Source organism: Polaromonas sp., from assembly GCF_035638815.1.
Taxonomy (GTDB): Bacteria; Pseudomonadota; Gammaproteobacteria; order Burkholderiales; family Burkholderiaceae_C; genus Polaromonas.
Genome location: NZ_DASQZG010000008.1, coordinates 40,539 through 57,489 on the forward strand (window position 1 = coordinate 40,539; position 16,951 = coordinate 57,489).

The following is a 16,951-nucleotide window of genomic DNA, read 5'->3' on the forward strand; positions in this document are numbered from 1 at the left end:
CATAAAAAAAGCAGCCCGAAGGCTGCTTTTTTGGAGTACGTCGCTGTGGTCTATTCCGCGCGTTCGCCAACCGGCGCTGCAGCCTGTTCAAACGGAAGCGTCATCTCACGCAGGTCGCGTTTAGTTTCAACCAGCACCAGCGGGCTGGTGTCAAGCTGAGGTGCCGGTGGGCGGGCGCGGGGCACGTGGACGGGCTGTGGCTGCGCGGCCATGGCTGCTTGCGTTTCGGCGATTTTCCCGGCGTCGGAGTTGACCCATTGCAGACCCGATGCGCTGGCGACTTGGGCCAGGTCCTGCAGCGGCAACTCATACGCCTCAACCTTTGGCAGTGCGCGAGGGGCAGCGGCTGGTGCAGCAACAACCGGAGCCGGTGCGGCAAACACCGGCGCGGGCGCAGCTATCACAGGTGGAGCGACAGGCGCCACATGTGCCACAGGTGCCACATAGGGTGCGCTGACGGGTTCTGCATTTGCTACAAATTCAGTAGCAGCCGGCGCGCGTTCTTCCTGGGCAAAAGCCTGATTTGGCTCAGAGCCTTCGGTCAAGCCAGCGGCTGGCGGGTCATTGCGTTCGCGGCGCTCGCGCCCATATCGGTCGCGGCTGCGACGTTCGCGCGGCTGGCGGTCCTGGCCTTCTTCCTGACCGCCGTTGGGGGCAACGTCAGTGGACGATGCGGGAACCACGGCGTGGCCGGTGTCATCCAGACCTGCCACGACGCCGGGATGGGCCGCGTCAAAACTGTCGGCTTGGGCCGCAGCGGCCGGTGCAACGCTCCCATCGCTGCGTTCGTCGCGTCGCTCGTTACGGCGGCCGGTGCCGCGCTCGCCACGTTCACCGCGTTCACGGCGACCCTGACCATCGGCGCGCGGTTCATTGCGGCCACCGTCTTGCGGCGGGCGTTCCTGACGCTCCTGCCGTTCCTGACGTTGAGGCTTTTCACCCTCGTTCATGGCTGCGGCCATGGCCGCCTGGTTGGCGAGTGCAAGGTCCTGCTGCTCGGCATCACGCACGGGTGCGCCGCGCTCACCGCGCTCGCCACCACGCTCACCACCCCGGCCCCGGCGGCTACGCTCGCCGCGGCCCTCGTTACCGCCCTGGCCTTCGGGACGCTCTGCGCGCTCGGGACGTGCCTCGTTGTTGCGGCCGTCGTTGCGTGCCTCGCCCGCCGGACGTTCCTGACGACCACCTTCCGGGCGGCCTTCGGGGTTGCGGTCACGGCGCTCGCCGCGTTGATCCGGACGGCCCTCGCCGCGCTCGCTGCGGCCTTCGGTGCGTTCACCACGTTGGTCAGGACGGCCTTCGCCACGTCCTTCAGCGGAGCGGCCTTCGCCGCGGCCACCACGGCCACCACGGCGGCCATCGCGGCCTCCGCGTTCACCGCCGCGCTCGCCACCGCGGTCAGGGCGTTGCTCGTCACGACGGCCGTCGCCGCGTTCGTCTTTCTTGACCTCACGGACCGGAACCACAACCGGGGTGACCTCTTCACCCACAAAGAAGGCCTTGATTTTTGCGAAGAAACTTTTTTCGGCCGGGGCTGCAACGGTCGCGCGAACCGGTGCCGCTGCCACAGGGGCGGCCACTGGCGCGGGTTTCGGCACGGCCGCAGGCGCCGGTGCATCAGGCAACACGCCCTTGATGATGGGCTCTTGCTTGTTGTGTTTTTCCTGGCTGCGGCGGGTGACTGTGGTCGCGTCTTCCATCTCGTCAGCCATCTTGTAGCTGGCTTCGATGTTGTCCAGACGCGGGTCGTCATGTTTCAGCCGCTCGAGCTTGTAGTTGGGCGTTTCCAGTGTCTTGTTGGGCACCAGCAGCACATTGATACGCTGCTTCATTTCGATCTTGGAAATTTCGGAGCGTTTCTCGTTCAGCAGGAAAGACGCCACATCAACCGGCACCTGGCACAACACGGAGGCGGTGCTGTCCTTGAGGGATTCTTCCTGGATGATGCGCAGGATCTGCAAGGCCGAGCTTTCGGTATCGCGGATGTGGCCAGAGCCGCCGCAACGCGGGCAGGGAATCGATGCGCCTTCTGACAGGGCAGGGCGCAGGCGCTGGCGGCTCATTTCCATGAGGCCGAACTTGCTGATGGTGCCGAACTGCACACGCGCGCGGTCCTGGCGCAGCGCATCGCGCAGGCGGTTTTCAACGTCGCGGCGGTTGCGCGACTCTTCCATGTCGATAAAGTCAATGACGATCAGGCCACCCAGGTCGCGCAAACGCATCTGGCGTGCGACTTCGTCAGCGGCTTCCAGGTTGGTGCGGGTTGCGGTTTCTTCGATATCGCCGCCCTTGATGGCGCGGGCCGAGTTGACGTCCACCGAAACCAGCGCTTCGGTGTGGTCGATCACGATGGCGCCGCCGGAAGGCAGCTGCACGGTGCGTGCGTAAGCCGATTCGATCTGGTGTTCGATCTGGAAGCGGCTGAACAGGGGTGCGTCGTCGCGGTAGCGCTTCACGCGGTGCTCGTGCTCAGGCATCACATGGGCCATGAACTGGCGGGCTTGTTCGTACACGTCGTCTGTGTCGAACAGGATGTCGCCGATGTCGCTGTTGAAGTAGTCGCGGATGGCGCGGATGACCAGGCTGGATTCCTGATAAATCAGGAAAGCGCCTTTGCCGCCTTTACCGGCGCCGTCGATAGCGGTCCACAGCTTGATCAGGTAGTTCAGATCCCACTGCAGCTCGGCGGCGCTGCGGCCAATACCGGCGGTGCGGGCAATGATGCTGGCACCGGCCGGGTATTCCAGCTGGTCCATGTTTTCCTTCAGCTCGGCGCGGTCGTCGCCCTCGATGCGGCGGCTGACGCCACCACCACGCGGGTTATTGGGCATCAGCACCACATAACGGCCGGCGAGCGAGACAAAGGTGGTCAGGGCTGCGCCCTTGTTGCCGCGTTCTTCCTTTTCGACCTGGACCAGGATTTCCTGGCCTTCGCGGATCACGTCCTGAATGCGCGCCTGGCTGACCGACACGCCCTGGGCGAAGTACTGTTTGGAGATTTCCTTGAAAGGCAAAAAGCCGTGACGGTCTTCCCCGTAGTCGACAAAACAGGCTTCCAGCGATGGCTCGACGCGGGTGACCACGGCCTTGTAGATGTTGCCCTTGCGCTGTTCGCGCCCTTCAATTTCAATTTCGTAGTCGAGGAGTTTTTGTCCGTCGACGATGGCCAGGCGGCGTTCTTCCGACTGGGTGGCATTGACCAGCATGCGTTTCATGGTGATTCCTTCGTTCTTCTGTTCTCAAACATCACTGCCCAAAAATGGGCAAACGACGCCAGAGCAGACGTTGAGCGAACGTGGGGAATTGCCGGAGAGCTTTTGACGAAGCCACGGCGACTGAAAGATCAGTCGCTGAGCAGTCTGGGCGTAGGCGCTTGGATGGGGCGGGTCAGGGTCCGATGGGTGTTTGCTACCAAAACAGTAGCTGCTTGCGCCCGCAGGACAAGGGCTGGCGGCTGATAAATGCCCAAAAGCGGGGCTAAAAAGCGCCGCAGGCATGTGTTTATCAGTACGATCAGTGTTGTCAAGAGGCTACCCATTCGAAGACCAGATCTTGCCTGGATCCGTGTCCAGCCCGCGGGGCTGAACACATCGTATTCCGTAGTTGTGTTCGCAAAACGTCGACTCGTCTGCACTGCAATTTTCCGCTGCGGGGGTGCCTGGCACCGTTCGCTTTTGGGGCATTTGCTGCCAGTGGCGTCGACCTTCCAGCAAGGCTGTTGGCAGTGTGCTGATTGGTGTGTGGACTAAACTCCCAGACAAATCAACCACTTACAGCTTGTCGCTAGTGAAACACATTATAGGTGCAGGTTCAGGGAAAACGCGGCGCCCGGGTAAACCCCGGGAAGCGCCTGAATTGCATCGCCCGCCGCCCTCTGCAGGACAGGTTTCAGCGGACCCCGTCCGCAATCCCCCTGCGGACCAGCTTGTGCGGTCGATACCGGAAGCAAGCTTTGTTACGGTTGATCCGGATCTGGCTGGGCAGCGGCTGGACAATTTTTTGATTCGCCTGCTTAAAGGGGTGCCCAAAACTCACGTCTACCGCATCATTCGCAGCGGCGAAGTGCGCGTCAACAAGGGCAGGGCGCAGGCGGATACTCGCATCGAGGCCGGGGACAGCATTCGCCTCCCGCCAGTCCGTACCTCCGAGCGTGCGGACGAAAAGGCCCGGGCCATGGCGGTGGAAATCGCCCGTGACGGTGCGGCTTCGACGGTGGGGGGATATGCGCCATCGCGTGAATTCCCGATTCTTTTTGAGGATGAACACGTCCTGGCCATCGATAAACCCGCGGGTGTTGCCGTGCATGGCGGCAGCGGTGTGGCCTTTGGTGTGATTGAACAGCTGCGCATGGCGCGGCCTGAAGCGAAGTTTCTGGAGCTGGTACACCGGCTGGATCGTGAAACCAGCGGCATTTTGCTGGTGGCCAAAAAGCGCATGGCGCTCAAAAACCTGCAGGAGCAGTTTCGAGAGCGCGAAACCGACAAGATCTACCTGGCCCTGGTCAGCGGCGCCTGGCCCGGCAATAAAAAGGTGCTGGACAAGCCCTTGCAAAAATATCTGCTGCCCGATGGGGAGCGCCGCGTCAGGGTGGTGGACAAGGACCACCCCGACGCGATGCGTGCGGTCACGCTCGTCAAGGTCCAATCTGCAGTGGCTATGGCGGGGCGAGCTTTCTCGCTGCTGGAAGTAACCATCAAGACGGGGCGCACACACCAGATTCGTGTGCATCTGGCCAGCGAAGGCCACCCCATCGCTGGCGACGACAAATATGGCGACTTTGATCTGAACAAAGCCTTGCAAAAAGAAGTGTCCGGCGCCTGCCTCAAGCGCATGTTTCTGCACGCATGGCGTTTAAAGTTCACCCATCCGTCCAGCGGCAAACGCATCGAGCTGCTGGCTGTTCTTCCACCCGACCTTGAGAGTCTTGCCGCCCATGCCATCACCGCTTAAGCCTGTCAGCTTTGATTTAATTGCCTTTGACTGGGACGGGACCCTGTTCGACTCCACCAAAATCATCGTCCGCTGCATACAGGCCGCAGTGCGCGATGTAGGCGGGACCGTGCCCACAGACGAAGCCGCGGGCTATGTGATCGGCCTGGGGTTGATGCAGGCCCTGGCCCATGCGGCGCCGGATGTGCCAAGAGAAAAGCACAACGAGCTCGGCGCGCGTTATCGACACCATTACCTTTCGCACCAGCACGATATCAGCCTGTTCGACGGTGTGTTGCCCATGCTGGATGCTTTGAAAGTGCGTGGGCATACGCTGACCGTTGCGACCGGCAAAAGCCGGCGCGGGCTGGACGAGGCGCTGCAGGCGGTTGAGCTTCAGGGCCTGTTTGACGGTTCGCGCACTGCGGACGAAACTGCTGGCAAGCCGGATCCGCGCATGCTGCATGAGCTGATGCAGGAATTCGGCACCACACCGGAGCGCACCCTCATGATTGGCGACACCACGCATGATCTGCAGATGGCCCTGAAGGGCGGTTGCGCCAGTGTGGGCGTCAGCTACGGCGCCCATGAAAGCGCTGCCTTTGGCGCCTTGAATCCGCGTTTTGTTGCGCATTCGGTGCAGGAGTTGCACGACTGGCTGGCGGTCAATGGTTGAGGCGTTTGCCCATGTCTGACCTGGCAAATGGGGTTGTTCCCCTGTGCCGGGCGAGCGAACTGATCGAAGGCGGAGAGGCCGTGCCTTTTGATGTCATTTACGCTGGCCAGACCTGTCGCGCCTTCGCTGTCCGGTTTGAAGGACAACCCCACGCTTATCTGAACCGGTGCAGCCATGTGGCCATGGAGCTGGACTGGCAGCCGAATCGGGTGTTCGACGCCAGCGGGCAATGGCTGCTTTGCGCCAGCCACGGGGCGGCGTACCGGCCTGATACCGGCGAATGCGCTGGCGGGCCTTGTCAGGGCGGCCTCGTCAAAATTACATTGACCGAGCGAGACGGCCTTGTTTTCTGGCACTCCTCCTACAACCTTAAAACAATTGAGTTCTAAACTACCCTCATGAATGATCTAAACCGCCCCGACCCGTCAGATAACCCGGAATTCACCCCCCCACGGTCTTCATCCCCTGGTGGAGTTGATCCCACATCCCAACCCGGATGGGAGCGGGCCACGCTAGAGAAGCTGGCGTTTGCCTCGCTGGCCGAGCAAAAAGCCGCGCGCCGCTGGAAAACCATTGTTCGCCTTTCATGGCTGGCATTTTTTGTGTTTCTGGTGTGGTTTGTGGTGCAGCGCGGTGCACCTTCCACCAGCGTCAGCGCGCCGCACACCGCCGTTGTGGAAATCAAGGGTGAAATTGCGGACGGCGCAGATGCCAGCGCTGAATTTGTCAATGCTGCACTTCGCGCAGCGTTTGAAGATGAAGGTGCGCAAGCGGTGGTGTTGCTGATCAACTCTCCCGGCGGCAGTCCTGTGCAGGCCGGCATGATGAACGACGAAATCGTTCGCCTCAAGACCAAACATAAAAAGCCGGTTTATGCCGTCGTTGAAGAAACCTGCGCGTCTGCGGCCTACTACATTGCCGCGTCCGCCGACAGGATTTTTGTCGACAAGGCCAGTATTGTGGGCAGCATCGGCGTCTTGATGGACGGCTTCGGGTTCACCGGCTTGATGGAAAAGGTTGGCGTTGAACGCCGCTTGATGACGGCGGGTGAAAACAAGGGTTTCCTGGACCCGTTCAGCCCACAGACCGAAAAGCAGCGCGCCTACGCGCAAGCCATGTTGAACCAGATTCACCAGCAGTTCATCACCGTTGTAAAAAATGGCCGTGGCAATCGGCTGAAAGAAACCCCCGAGATGTTCAGTGGCTTGTTCTGGACAGGTCAGCAGGCGATTGAGCTGGGTCTGGCTGACCAGCTTGGCACGCTGGAGTTTGTTGCACGTGACATCGTCAAGGCAGAAGAAATCATTGATTACACCCGCCGGGAAAACGTGGCCGAGCGGCTGGCCAAGAAGTTTGGTGCAGCGGTTGGCAGTGGTGCCATGCAGGCTTTCAAGGCGATGCCGGCGATTCGTTAATCGCGGGTTTACGCCTGCAAAAAGGCCCGCAGCAAGCGGGCCTTTTTATGTTGCGCGCAATTTCAGCGCCCCATGCAAAACACCGTGGGCAGAGCCAATGGCGCAGCGGGCTTGTCCCGCTTCCAGGCACTGACTTGTGCACTGTGCGACCAGCCGTTTTGCATGGTCAAGCCGCAACTCAAAGCCAGCCGCGTGTTGCTCTGTAGAGTTTGCAACAGCGCCTGCGTCAGCGCTGCATTGCGGTAGGGGGTTTCAATAAAAATCTGCGTCTGGCCGGTCTTCAGGGCTATTGATTCAAGCTCGCGAATGCGTTGGGTGCGTTCGCCGCCGTCCTGCGGCAGGTATCCGACAAACGCGAAGTTTTGTCCATTCAAGCCACTGGCGGCAAGCGCCAGCATGAGCGACATGGGACCCACCAGAGGCAGCACCTGCAAGCCAAGATCGTGCGCGGCCCTGACCACCGACGAGCCAGGATCAGCAATCGCCGGCATACCCGCTTCGCTGATCAGCCCCATATCGTCGCCCTCAAGCGCCGGCTTCAGCAAAGGTCGCGCGTCAAAGTTGCCGCCGTGGTCACCTTTCTTGTGTACTTCGCGTGGCAACTCCTGGATCTGCTGCTGCTGCACCGTTTGCGCCAGTGGCTGCACGTCATTGATTCGTTTGAGATAGGCCCGCGTGCTTTTGGCGTTTTCACAAATCCAGCTGGAGAGCACGGCGGCCTGCCTTAGGGTGGCGAGCGGAATGACATCCTGAATCGGAGTCTGGACGTCACAGCCAAAATCAAGCGGTGCCGGCACAAGGTAAAGCTTGCCTCGTCGCGTGTTCGTCATGGCTGGCCTCCGGGGGCGGAAAGCAGGGGAATGCCGGCCGCCCGGATCATCCGGCAGGTGCGGATCAAGGGCAGTCCCACAAGAGCAGTCGGGTCATCGCTGTCGATCGCGTCCAGCAGGGCAATGCCCAAGCCTTCGCTTTTGGCGCTGCCGGCGCAGTCATAGGGCTGCTCGGTTTGCAGGTAGTTTTCAATTTCGGTGTCACTCAGATCGCGAAACTTCACCTTGACGGCGGCAATTTCAGTCTGCTCAAATCCGCCTTGCAGGCAGACCACGGCGACCGCCGTTTGAAAGACAACAGTTTTGCCCCGCATTTGGCGCAATTGGGCAACCGCGCGTTCATGGGTGCCAGGTTTGCCCAGCGGCTCGCCATTCAGATCGGCGACCTGGTCGGAGCCGATGACGACAGCCTCCGGGAAGTTGGTGGCCACTGCGCGGGCTTTGGCCAGAGCCAGCCGCTGCGCGAGCTGGGCCGGGGCTTCGCCCGGACGCGGCGATTCGTCCACGTTCGGGGACGCGACCTCAAAAGGAATCGCCAGGCGCTGCAGCAGTTCGCGGCGGTAGGGGGAGGTCGATCCCAGAATCAGGGTGCGCAGTGTCATGGTGAAAGATGGAGAGTCAGCAGGGGAGTCATGGGTGCGATTCTCTTACACTGCTTGGCATGTCCAAACATGTTCATGTCCAGCGCCTCAATATGCAGGCCCTTGCCCAGGAGGGCGAACCGCTTGTTGAAATCACACCGCTACAAAAATTGGAGCGGCTAGCCCAGGAAATGCATGGGCTGGAGGCTGATTCAGCCATCAACTGGCGAGCCACCGCTGAGTTGCGCCCGCGCGCCGGCGTGGAAGACGAAGTCTGGTTGCGGCTGGAGGCGAAAGCCAGCTTGCCGCTGACGTGCCAGCGCTGCATGGGTGCGGTTGCCACGCCGGTGGAGATTGACCAGTTGTACCGCTTCGTCGCCGACGAAGACATTGCCATGGCTGAGGACGACCAGTCGGAGGAAGACCTTTTGGTGATGGCGCCCCAGTTTGACCTGCTGGCCGTGCTGGAAGACGAGCTTTTGATGGCTTTGCCCCTGGTGCCCATGCACGAGACCTGCCCCGTCACCCCTGTGTTCAGCGCGGGGGAAAGCGAATTGGCGGGGCAGGAAGACGCCAAACCGCATCCGTTCGCGGCATTGGCCCAGTTAAAGAAGCCCAAATAGTTTTTGGCGGTTTTACTGGCCTGGCGGCTCGCCGTGGGGCAGAATCCACCCGCGCAAACCGGGGATGGAAATCCGTCAGATATCGCGCTATAATCAAAGGCTTGGCGCTCGGTCCCCCGGAGGGATTTCAGCGTATTTACCAACCCTATACCCCCTCAGGAGCGGATCATGGCCGTCCAGCAGAACAAAAAATCACCTTCCAAGCGCGGCATGCACCGTGCGCACAACGCTTTGACCGTTCCAGGTATCGCTGTTGAATCCACCACCGGTGAGATCCATCTGCGTCACCACATCAGCCCCACCGGTTTTTACCGTGGTCGCAAGGTGTTGAAAACCAAATCTGAAGCGTAATTTCACGCTTTAACGACTGGCCCGCACTTACCCTGCGGGCCTTTGTTTTGTTGAATCCCCCATTTTTGACTGCGTTGGTCCTGCCATGATCAGGATAGCCGTTGATGCCATGGGTGGCGATTTCGGACCTTCCGTTACGCTGCCTGCCAGCTTGGCATTTCTGGACAGTCACCCTGAAGCCAGCATCGTGCTGGTGGGCCAGCCCGATGCGCTGGCCGCTCAGGCCCAATTCCCCCTTATTCGGTCCCACCCCCGTTGCCAGGTTGTGGCTGCCTCTGAAGTGGTGGCCATGGACGACCCGATTGAGGTCGCTCTTCGCCGTAAAAAAGACTCATCCATGCGGGTGGCCATCACCCAGGTGAAAGACGGCGCGGCCGAGGCTGCAGTCTCGGCGGGCAATACCGGCGCACTGATGGCCATTGCCAGGCATGTACTCAAAACCCTGGACGGCATTGACCGCCCAGCCATCGCCACACAGTTGCCAAACGCGGTGGGCGGCGCTACGACCGTGCTGGATCTGGGTGCCAATATCGACTGCACCGAAGATCATCTGTTTCAGTTTGCGGTCATGGGCTCGGCGCTGGTTTCGGCTATTGCCGACAGGCCCAATCCAACCGTGGGTTTGCTTAACATCGGCGAAGAAGCAATAAAAGGCAGCGAAACTATCAAAAAAGCAGGTGAACTGTTGCGATCTGCGGCGAGAGCCGGTGAATTGAATTTTCACGGCAACGTCGAAGGTAACGACATTTTTAAAGGCGTGGTCGACATTGTGGTTTGTGACGGTTTTGTCGGTAACGTCGCGCTGAAAGCGAGTGAAGGCCTCGCCAGCATGATCGGCGGCTTCATCAAGGCTGAGTTTTCGCGCAATATCTTCACCAAAATGGCTGCTATCGTCGCCTATCCGGTTCTATCTGCATTTAAGAATCGAGTTGACCACCGGCGTTATAACGGCGCGGCCTTGCTGGGATTGCGTGGACTGGTGTTCAAGAGTCATGGATCCGCAGACGCCTTTGCATTCGAGCGCGCCTTGAATCGCGCTTATGATGCGGCTCGGAACAATTTGCTGGACAGGGTCAGAGAACGCATCGTACACGCTGCTCCGCTACTGGCGAGAGCGGCGGTTGCGCAGCCGGAAGTCGCGGTAGCGCTGGCGGAGTCCACTGATCCCACCCTCGCACACTAATTAATGACTCTTTATTCACGCATCACAGGTACCGGCAGTTATCTGCCCCCCCGACGCCTGAGCAATGCCGAGCTGGCCGCTGAACTCGCGGCCAAGGGCGTCGAAACCTCCGATCAATGGATTGTTGAGCGCACCGGTATTCGGGCGAGGCATTTTGCGGCGCCGGATGTATGCAGCAGTGATCTGGGGCTCGAAGCCGCTAAAAACGCATTGCAGGCTGCTGGCTTGCAAGCTGCGGATATCGATTTGATCATTGTGGCGACCTCCACGCCCGACATGATCTTTCCGTCAACGGCCTGCATTTTGCAGAACAAGCTCGGAATCGCGGGTTGCCCCGCCTTTGATGTTCAGGCGGTTTGCAGTGGTTTTGTCTATGCGCTGACGGTCGCCGACGCGATGATCAAGACGGGTTCTGCCACCAAGGCGCTGGTCATCGGAAGCGAAGTCTTTTCACGCATTCTTGATTTTTCCGATCGCACCACCTGCGTGTTGTTTGGTGATGGCGCGGGCGCTGTTGTGCTGGAAGCATCGCGGACGCCCGGCATTCTGGCGACGGACCTGCACGCTGACGGCAAACACGTTGGCATTCTGTGCGTACCCGGCACCGTGTCAGGTGGCAAGGTTTTGGGCGACCCGCTCCTGAAGATGGATGGGCAGGCGGTTTTCAAGCTGGCGGTGGGTGTGCTGGAGGAATCCGCACGTGCCAGCCTGGCCAAAGCTGGCCTGCAGGACAGTGACATCGACTGGCTGATTCCCCATCAGGCCAATATCCGCATCATGCACAGCACGGCCAAAAAGCTGAAGATGCCCCTGGAAAAGTTGATTGTCACCGTGGACCAGCACGGCAACACCTCGGCCGCATCCATTCCGTTGGCGCTGGACGTATCGGTGCGAAGCGGCAAGATCAAAAAAGGTGACACCCTCATGCTTGAAGGCGTGGGCGGTGGGTTCACCTGGGGATCGGTACTATTAAATCTGTAGCAGCTTGCGCCCGTTCTATATGGGTGAACACCTGATTTTTCTCTGAAATCTGATGAAACCTTTTGCTTTTGTTTTTCCCGGACAGGGATCGCAGTCGGTCGGCATGCTCGACGCGTGGGCCGCGCACCCTGTCGTCATCCAGACACTCTCCGAAGCGTCTGATGCGCTTGGCGAGGAGATGGGTCGGCTGATCAATGAAGGCCCGAAGGAAGCGTTGGCGCTGACCACCAACACACAGCCTGTCATGTTGATTGCTGGTGTGGCTGCTTACCGCGTCTGGATGGCCGAGACTGGCGCGGCGCCCGCCGCAGTGGCCGGTCATTCCCTGGGTGAATATTCGGCATTGGTCGCGTCGGGCGTTTTGACTTTGACGCAGGCAGCGCCGCTGGTTCGTTTTCGGGCGCAGGCCATGCAGGAAGCGGTGCCCGTCGGTGTCGGCGCCATGGCGGCCATCCTGGGCATGGATGCGGCTGGCGTGGTGATGGGTTGCGCAGAGGCTGTGAATTCCTTTGGTCCGAATACGCAGGAAGTGGTCGAAGCGGTCAATTTCAACGATCCGATGCAAACCGTCATCGCAGGCAGCAAAGCCGCGGTGGAAAAAGCTTGTGAGGTACTCAAGGCCAATGGCGCCAAACGCGCATTGCCGTTGCCGGTTTCGGCACCGTTTCACTCCAGCCTTATGAAGCCAGCTGCTGACAAGCTGAAAGAAAAGCTCTCGGATGTGCAATTGGCTCCTCCGCTGATTCCGTTGATCAACAACGTAGGCGTCACCGTCGAAACTGAGCCGGATCGCATTCGGGCTGCCTTGTATGAGCAAGCCTTCGGTCCGGTGCGCTGGGTTGAATGTATTCAAGCCATCAAGGCCCGCGGATTGACGACGGTTGTTGAATGCGGCCCCGGCAAGGTCCTCGCCGGTATGGTCAAGCGCATAGATGCCGAACTCACGGGTGTGGCGATGTTTGATCCCGCCAGTTTGGCGCAAACCAGGGAGATGCTGGCATGAGCGACGTTTCATTTGAAGGGCAAGTTGCCCTGGTTACCGGCGCTTCGCGAGGCATCGGGGCCGCGATTGCGCTTGAGCTGGCACAGAGAGGCCTGAAAGTGATTGGCACTGCAACAAGCGACGCTGGCGCCTCGGCCATCAGCCAGGCGCTTGCCGCTTTCCCCGGCTGCTCCGGCGCCAATCTGAATGTGAACGATGCCGTGGCTTCGGAGGCCTTGATTAATGGCATCGTCAAGGAGCATGGCGCCCTGCATGTGCTGGTCAATAATGCCGGCATCACGCGCGACATGCTGGCCATGCGCCTGAAGGACGAGGACTGGGATGCCGTGCTTGACACCAATCTGAAAGCGGTGTTTCGCATGAGCCGCGCGGTGATGCGCACAATGATGAAGCAGCGTTACGGGCGCATCATCAGCATCACATCGGTAGTGGGTGCGTCTGGCAATGCAGGCCAGGCCAACTACGCTGCCGCCAAAGCCGGTGTGGCAGGCATGACGCGTGCGTTGGCGCGTGAGCTGGGTAGCCGCAACATCACTGTCAACTGTGTCGCCCCGGGTTTTATTGAAACCGACATGACCGCGAGTCTGCCTGAAGAGCAGCAAAAAGCGCTGCTGGGGCAGATTCCCTTGGGCCATCTTGGCAAACCTCAGGACATCGCCCATGCGGTGGCTTTTATTGCCAGCCCGCAGGCAGGTTATGTGACTGGGCAAGAGCTGCACGTCAATGGCGGGATGTACATGTAAATTATCTGGCGGCTGTGAGCTGCATCTGTGTCACCAGGATCATGAATAATGGGGATGCAGGCAGATCTGCAGGCACTGGACTCAAGCCGGGTTTTATCCGTCCGGCTGGCGGGCTAGGGAAGCAACTCTAACAACGCTAAAATCACGGATTAATCACCAACCCTCAGAGGGAACTATGAGCGATATCGAAGCACGTGTTAAGAAAATCATTGCCGAGCAACTTGGCGTAGAAGAAGGTCAAGTCACCAGCGAAAAGGCCTTTGTGGCTGATCTGGGCGCAGACTCGCTTGACACCGTCGAACTGGTGATGGCTTTGGAAGACGAATTTGGCATTGAGATTCCTGACGAAGATGCAGAGAAAATCACCACTGTTCAGAACGCCATCGACTACGCAAACGCCCATCAAAAAGCCTAAAGCGCCAGCTGGTTTTAATCCCGCTCGATGGGTCGTTTCGGGCCTTGTCGGGAATTTTTACAGGATTTGTGCATGAGCCGTCGTCGCGTCGTCGTGACAGGACTGGGGTGTGTCAGCCCGGTAGGTAATACCGTGGCCGATTCCTGGGCCAACTTGCTGGCTGGCCAGTCCGGCATTGACCTGATCACTCAATTTGATGCAAGCAGTTTTGCCTGCAAATTTGCCGGTGAGGTCAAGGGTTTCAACATCGCGGATTACATTCCCGAAAAAGAAGCCCGGCATATGGATCGCTTCATCCACCTGGGATTGGCTGCGGCCTGCCAGGCGGTCGCTGACAGCGGGCTGCCGACGGGCGACGCGCTGGGTGATGAGCTGGCAACGCGTATCGGCTGCAACATCGGCTCGGGCATTGGCGGTTTGCCGATGATCGAGCAGACGCACGCGGAGCTTACCAACCGCGGTCCACGCCGTATTTCACCGTTTTTTGTACCAGCTTCCATCATCAACATGATCTCGGGTCACGTGTCGATCAAGTACGGATTCAAGGGACCCAATATTGCTGTCGTAACGGCCTGCACCACCGGCTTGCATGCCATTGGTCTGTCTGCCCGCATGATCGAATATGGTGACTGCGATGTCATGATTGCCGGTGGTGCCGAAGCCACGGTATCCCCTCTGGGGGTTGGCGGTTTCACCGCCGCGCGTGCAATGTCTACCCGCAACGATGACCCAAAAACCGCTTCGCGACCCTGGGACAAAGACCGCGACGGCTTTGTGCTGGGAGAAGGTGCGGGCGTGCTTGTGCTAGAAGAATATGAGCACGCCAAGGCGCGGGGCGCAAAGATTTATGCAGAACTTTCGGGCTTCGGCATGAGTGGCGACGCGTATCACATCACCTCGCCCGACGTGGATGGTCCACGGCGCTCCATGAACATGGCGCTGCAGTGTGCCGGTGTCAACGCGGATGCCGTGCAATATGTCAACGCCCACGGCACCTCCACACCGGTGGGCGACTTGAATGAGACCAATGCCATCAAACTGACATTTGGCGACCATGCGAAAAAGCTGGTGGTGAGCTCCACCAAATCCATGACCGGGCATTTGCTGGGGGGCGCAGGTGGCATTGAGTCGGTGTTCACCGTGCTCGCCTTGCACCACCAGAAAATTCCGCCAACCATCAATATCTTTAACCAGGACCCCGAGTGCGACCTGGATTACTGCGCCAACACCGCGCGTGACGCCAACATCGACGTTGCCGTCAAAAACAACTTCGGCTTTGGTGGCACCAACGGAACGCTGGTTTTCAAGCGGGCCTGATGCCTTTTCACGCGCGCTCGGCTGCTCGGCATACGACCACTGGCGCTGACCGTGCATAACCCGCCTGCAGTGGTTTATCCGCTGCGGCGTTCGCGGGTTTCGGGCCTTTTGTTGGTCGCGACCTGGCTGGCTGGTGCGGTTGTGTTTCTTCTCTGGTGGGGAACTGCAACCGTTTTCGATTGGCGCCAGTCAAGCGCTGGCGCCGCCCTTGTTCTTGGCGGGGTGATTGCCGGTTGGGGCTGGAAGAACTCGCCTGACGGGCAACTGCGATGGGACGGACAGGTTTGGTGCTGGCAAGGCCCGGAAGGTCATGCGTCAACGCCGGCGCTTGAGCTGTCGGTTGCGATTGATTTTCAGCAGGTGCTTTTGCTCAAACTCAAGAACCATGACAACGCCGTGTGTTGGTTGTGGGTGGAGCGGCAAGCTCAACCAGAGCGTTGGATGGATTTGCGTCGTGCTGTATATTCGCGGCGCCGGGCAACGCCGCTGAACCCTGAGCCAGTCCCTGCCTTTTCCACTGTTGAGCTCCCGGTGGACGCCTCGCCGCCACGTCCTTATTCATGAGCACTGACAATCCTCTTGCAGAGCCTGCTACGGCAAGCGACAGTGATGCCGTTTTGGTCGAGCGTACAGTCGCGGGCGACCAAAAGGCCTTCGAGTTGCTGGTCATCAAGTACCAGCGCCGGATTCAGCGCCTGATCGGGCGCATGGTGCGTGATGTCGATCTGGTGGAAGACATTGCCCAGGAAACCTTTATAAGGGCCTACCGGGCGCTTGCCCAGTTTCGGGGTGAGGCCCAGTTCTACACCTGGCTGTACCGGATTGCCGTCAACACCGCCAAAAAGGCGCTGATGGACCTCAAGCGCAATCCCACCGTTTCGGAAAATACCTTCAAATCTGATGACGATGATGAAACTTCCCCTGTTGAAAACGAACTAACAAGCCCGGATACGCCTGAAGCCGTGCTTGCCGGCAAGGAAATTGCCGAGATGGTGAACGCGGCCATGGAGGCCCTTCCCGAGGAGCTGCGACAGGCCATCACTTTGCGGGAAATTGAAGGCTTGAGTTACGAAGAGATAGCCGAGGCCATGAGTTGTCCGATTGGTACTGTGCGTTCGCGTATTTTCCGCGCACGTGAAGCGATATCGGAGCGGATCAAGCCCTTGCTGGAAAACCAGTCGGGTAAACGCTGGTAGGACTTGCATGATCAAACACAGGTCATTGAAAGCAGAGAAATCATTGAAAAATGGCAGCCCAGCTGCCCACTGACACCATGAATGCAAAATCCGAAAACCGCGAACTCATTTCAGCCCTCGTTGATGGACAGCTGTCGGGGGAAGACCTTGCGCATGTTTTGTCGGTGTGTGAAAGCGACGGCGAGTCAGTGGCGAGCTGGAACGCCTACCACCTGATTGGTGACGTCTTGCGTTCACCTGGTCTGGCACCGCTTGGCGCGGATGCAGCTTTTGTGACTCGCTTGCGTGGACGCCTGGGGCAAGTTCCGTCTCTGGATGGCCAGACTGATGGGCGCGTGACGATTGTTCCCGCAGAAATGCCTGTGCGTTTGCCCGCTCCTGAAGCGGCAAACGACGCCGTTTTTCGCTGGAAGCTGGTTGCCGGTTTTGCCTCCGTCGCGGCCGTGGCTGCGATTGCCTGGACAGCCGCCACGGGGTTGCTGGCGCCTTCATCCGGGCCGGAGTTGGCTCAGTCTGGCGCGCCGCAGCAGGTGCTGGTGATGTCGGAGCAGGGCGCTATTGTTCGCGACGCACGCATGCAGGAGTTGCTGGCGGCGCACAAACAGTTTGGCGGCACGTCAGCCTTGCAAATGCCGTCTGGCTTCCTGCGAAACGCCACCTTCGAGGCGCCTCAGGGTGACCGGCGTTGATGCGTTTGGTGCCCGAAAG

At 59.6% G+C, this 16,951-nt stretch carries 18 protein-coding genes; 15 read left to right on the forward strand and 3 right to left on the reverse strand.

Annotation, left to right across the window (positions count from 1 at the left end; translation table 11 throughout):
• Nucleotides 1-50: 50 nt before the first annotated feature.
• Nucleotides 51-3,215 (reverse strand): Rne/Rng family ribonuclease, encoded by a 3,165-nt coding sequence (locus VE934_RS03415; protein ID WP_324884335.1) that lies wholly within the window; start codon nt 3,213-3,215, stop codon nt 51-53.
• A gap of 571 nt (nt 3,216-3,786) precedes the next feature.
• Here VE934_RS03415 and VE934_RS03420 point away from each other — a divergent pair.
• The 4 genes from VE934_RS03420 to VE934_RS03435 are packed head-to-tail and all read left to right on the forward strand — an operon-like array spanning nt 3,787 to nt 7,020.
• A complete protein-coding gene (locus VE934_RS03420) occupies nt 3,787-4,950 on the forward strand; it encodes an RluA family pseudouridine synthase (protein ID WP_414693807.1) in 1,164 nt (387 codons plus the stop codon).
• The gene (locus tag VE934_RS03425; RefSeq protein WP_324884340.1) at nt 4,934-5,605 is read left to right on the forward strand and encodes an HAD-IA family hydrolase; all 672 of its coding nucleotides are present in this window, start codon (nt 4,934-4,936) and stop codon (nt 5,603-5,605) included. Before VE934_RS03420 ends, VE934_RS03425 begins: the two co-directional genes overlap by 17 nt.
• Before the next feature lie 11 nt (nt 5,606-5,616).
• Nucleotides 5,617-5,994: a Rieske (2Fe-2S) protein gene (locus tag VE934_RS03430; RefSeq protein WP_324884342.1), complete on the forward strand. Its 378-nt coding sequence runs from the start codon at nt 5,617-5,619 to the stop codon at nt 5,992-5,994.
• 9 nt (nt 5,995-6,003) lie between these two features.
• Nucleotides 6,004-7,020, forward strand: coding sequence for a S49 family peptidase (locus VE934_RS03435; protein ID WP_324884344.1), 1,017 nt, complete (start codon nt 6,004-6,006; stop codon nt 7,018-7,020).
• Between the two features lie 62 nt (nt 7,021-7,082).
• On the opposite strand, the gene VE934_RS03440 is transcribed toward VE934_RS03435, so the two are convergent.
• Together VE934_RS03440 and VE934_RS03445 are read right to left on the reverse strand one after the other, a co-directional pair.
• The gene (locus VE934_RS03440) at nt 7,083-7,850 is read right to left on the reverse strand and encodes an SAM-dependent methyltransferase (protein WP_324884346.1); all 768 of its coding nucleotides are present in this window, start codon (nt 7,848-7,850) and stop codon (nt 7,083-7,085) included.
• Nucleotides 7,847-8,452 (reverse strand): Maf family nucleotide pyrophosphatase, encoded by a 606-nt coding sequence (locus VE934_RS03445; protein ID WP_324884348.1) that lies wholly within the window; start codon nt 8,450-8,452, stop codon nt 7,847-7,849. Before VE934_RS03445 ends, VE934_RS03440 begins: the two co-directional genes overlap by 4 nt.
• 59 nt (nt 8,453-8,511) lie before the next feature.
• Between VE934_RS03445 and VE934_RS03450 the strand changes: the two genes are divergently transcribed.
• From VE934_RS03450 to VE934_RS03500, 11 genes are all read left to right on the forward strand, one after another.
• Nucleotides 8,512-9,054 carry a YceD family protein gene (locus tag VE934_RS03450; RefSeq protein ID WP_324884350.1) on the forward strand — a complete coding sequence of 181 codons (543 nt, stop codon included), beginning with the start codon at nt 8,512-8,514 and terminating at the stop codon, nt 9,052-9,054.
• 168 nt (nt 9,055-9,222) lie between these two features.
• Nucleotides 9,223-9,405 (forward strand): 50S ribosomal protein L32, encoded by a 183-nt coding sequence (gene rpmF / locus VE934_RS03455; RefSeq protein WP_324884352.1) that lies wholly within the window; start codon nt 9,223-9,225, stop codon nt 9,403-9,405.
• 85 nt (nt 9,406-9,490) lie between these two features.
• A complete protein-coding gene (gene plsX / locus VE934_RS03460) occupies nt 9,491-10,588 on the forward strand; it encodes a phosphate acyltransferase PlsX (RefSeq protein ID WP_324884354.1) in 1,098 nt (365 codons plus the stop codon).
• A 3-nt stretch (nt 10,589-10,591) separates the two neighbouring features.
• Nucleotides 10,592-11,569 carry a beta-ketoacyl-ACP synthase III gene (locus tag VE934_RS03465; protein ID WP_324884356.1) on the forward strand — a complete coding sequence of 326 codons (978 nt, stop codon included), beginning with the start codon at nt 10,592-10,594 and terminating at the stop codon, nt 11,567-11,569.
• Nucleotides 11,570-11,621: 52 nt separating this feature from the next.
• Nucleotides 11,622-12,572: an ACP S-malonyltransferase gene (gene fabD / locus VE934_RS03470; RefSeq protein WP_324884358.1), complete on the forward strand. Its 951-nt coding sequence runs from the start codon at nt 11,622-11,624 to the stop codon at nt 12,570-12,572.
• Nucleotides 12,569-13,315, forward strand: a complete 747-nt coding sequence (gene fabG / locus VE934_RS03475; RefSeq protein ID WP_324884360.1) for a 3-oxoacyl-ACP reductase FabG — start codon at nt 12,569-12,571, stop codon at nt 13,313-13,315. The genes fabD and fabG overlap by 4 nt, the downstream gene beginning before the upstream one ends.
• 175 nt (nt 13,316-13,490) lie before the next feature.
• A complete protein-coding gene (gene acpP / locus VE934_RS03480) occupies nt 13,491-13,730 on the forward strand; it encodes an acyl carrier protein (RefSeq protein WP_324884362.1) in 240 nt (79 codons plus the stop codon).
• Nucleotides 13,731-13,802: 72 nt separating this feature from the next.
• A complete protein-coding gene (fabF, locus tag VE934_RS03485) occupies nt 13,803-15,047 on the forward strand; it encodes a beta-ketoacyl-ACP synthase II (protein ID WP_324884364.1) in 1,245 nt (414 codons plus the stop codon).
• A gap of 51 nt (nt 15,048-15,098) precedes the next feature.
• Nucleotides 15,099-15,611, forward strand: coding sequence for a hypothetical protein (locus VE934_RS03490; RefSeq protein ID WP_324884366.1), 513 nt, complete (start codon nt 15,099-15,101; stop codon nt 15,609-15,611).
• Complete coding sequence (gene rpoE, locus VE934_RS03495) at nt 15,608-16,243, forward strand: RNA polymerase sigma factor RpoE (RefSeq protein ID WP_324884368.1); 636 nt, start codon at nt 15,608-15,610, stop codon at nt 16,241-16,243. The genes VE934_RS03490 and rpoE overlap by 4 nt, the downstream gene beginning before the upstream one ends.
• Before the next feature lie 77 nt (nt 16,244-16,320).
• Complete coding sequence (locus tag VE934_RS03500; RefSeq protein WP_324884370.1) at nt 16,321-16,932, forward strand: sigma-E factor negative regulatory protein; 612 nt, start codon at nt 16,321-16,323, stop codon at nt 16,930-16,932.
• The last annotated feature ends 19 nt before the right edge of the window (nt 16,933-16,951 follow it).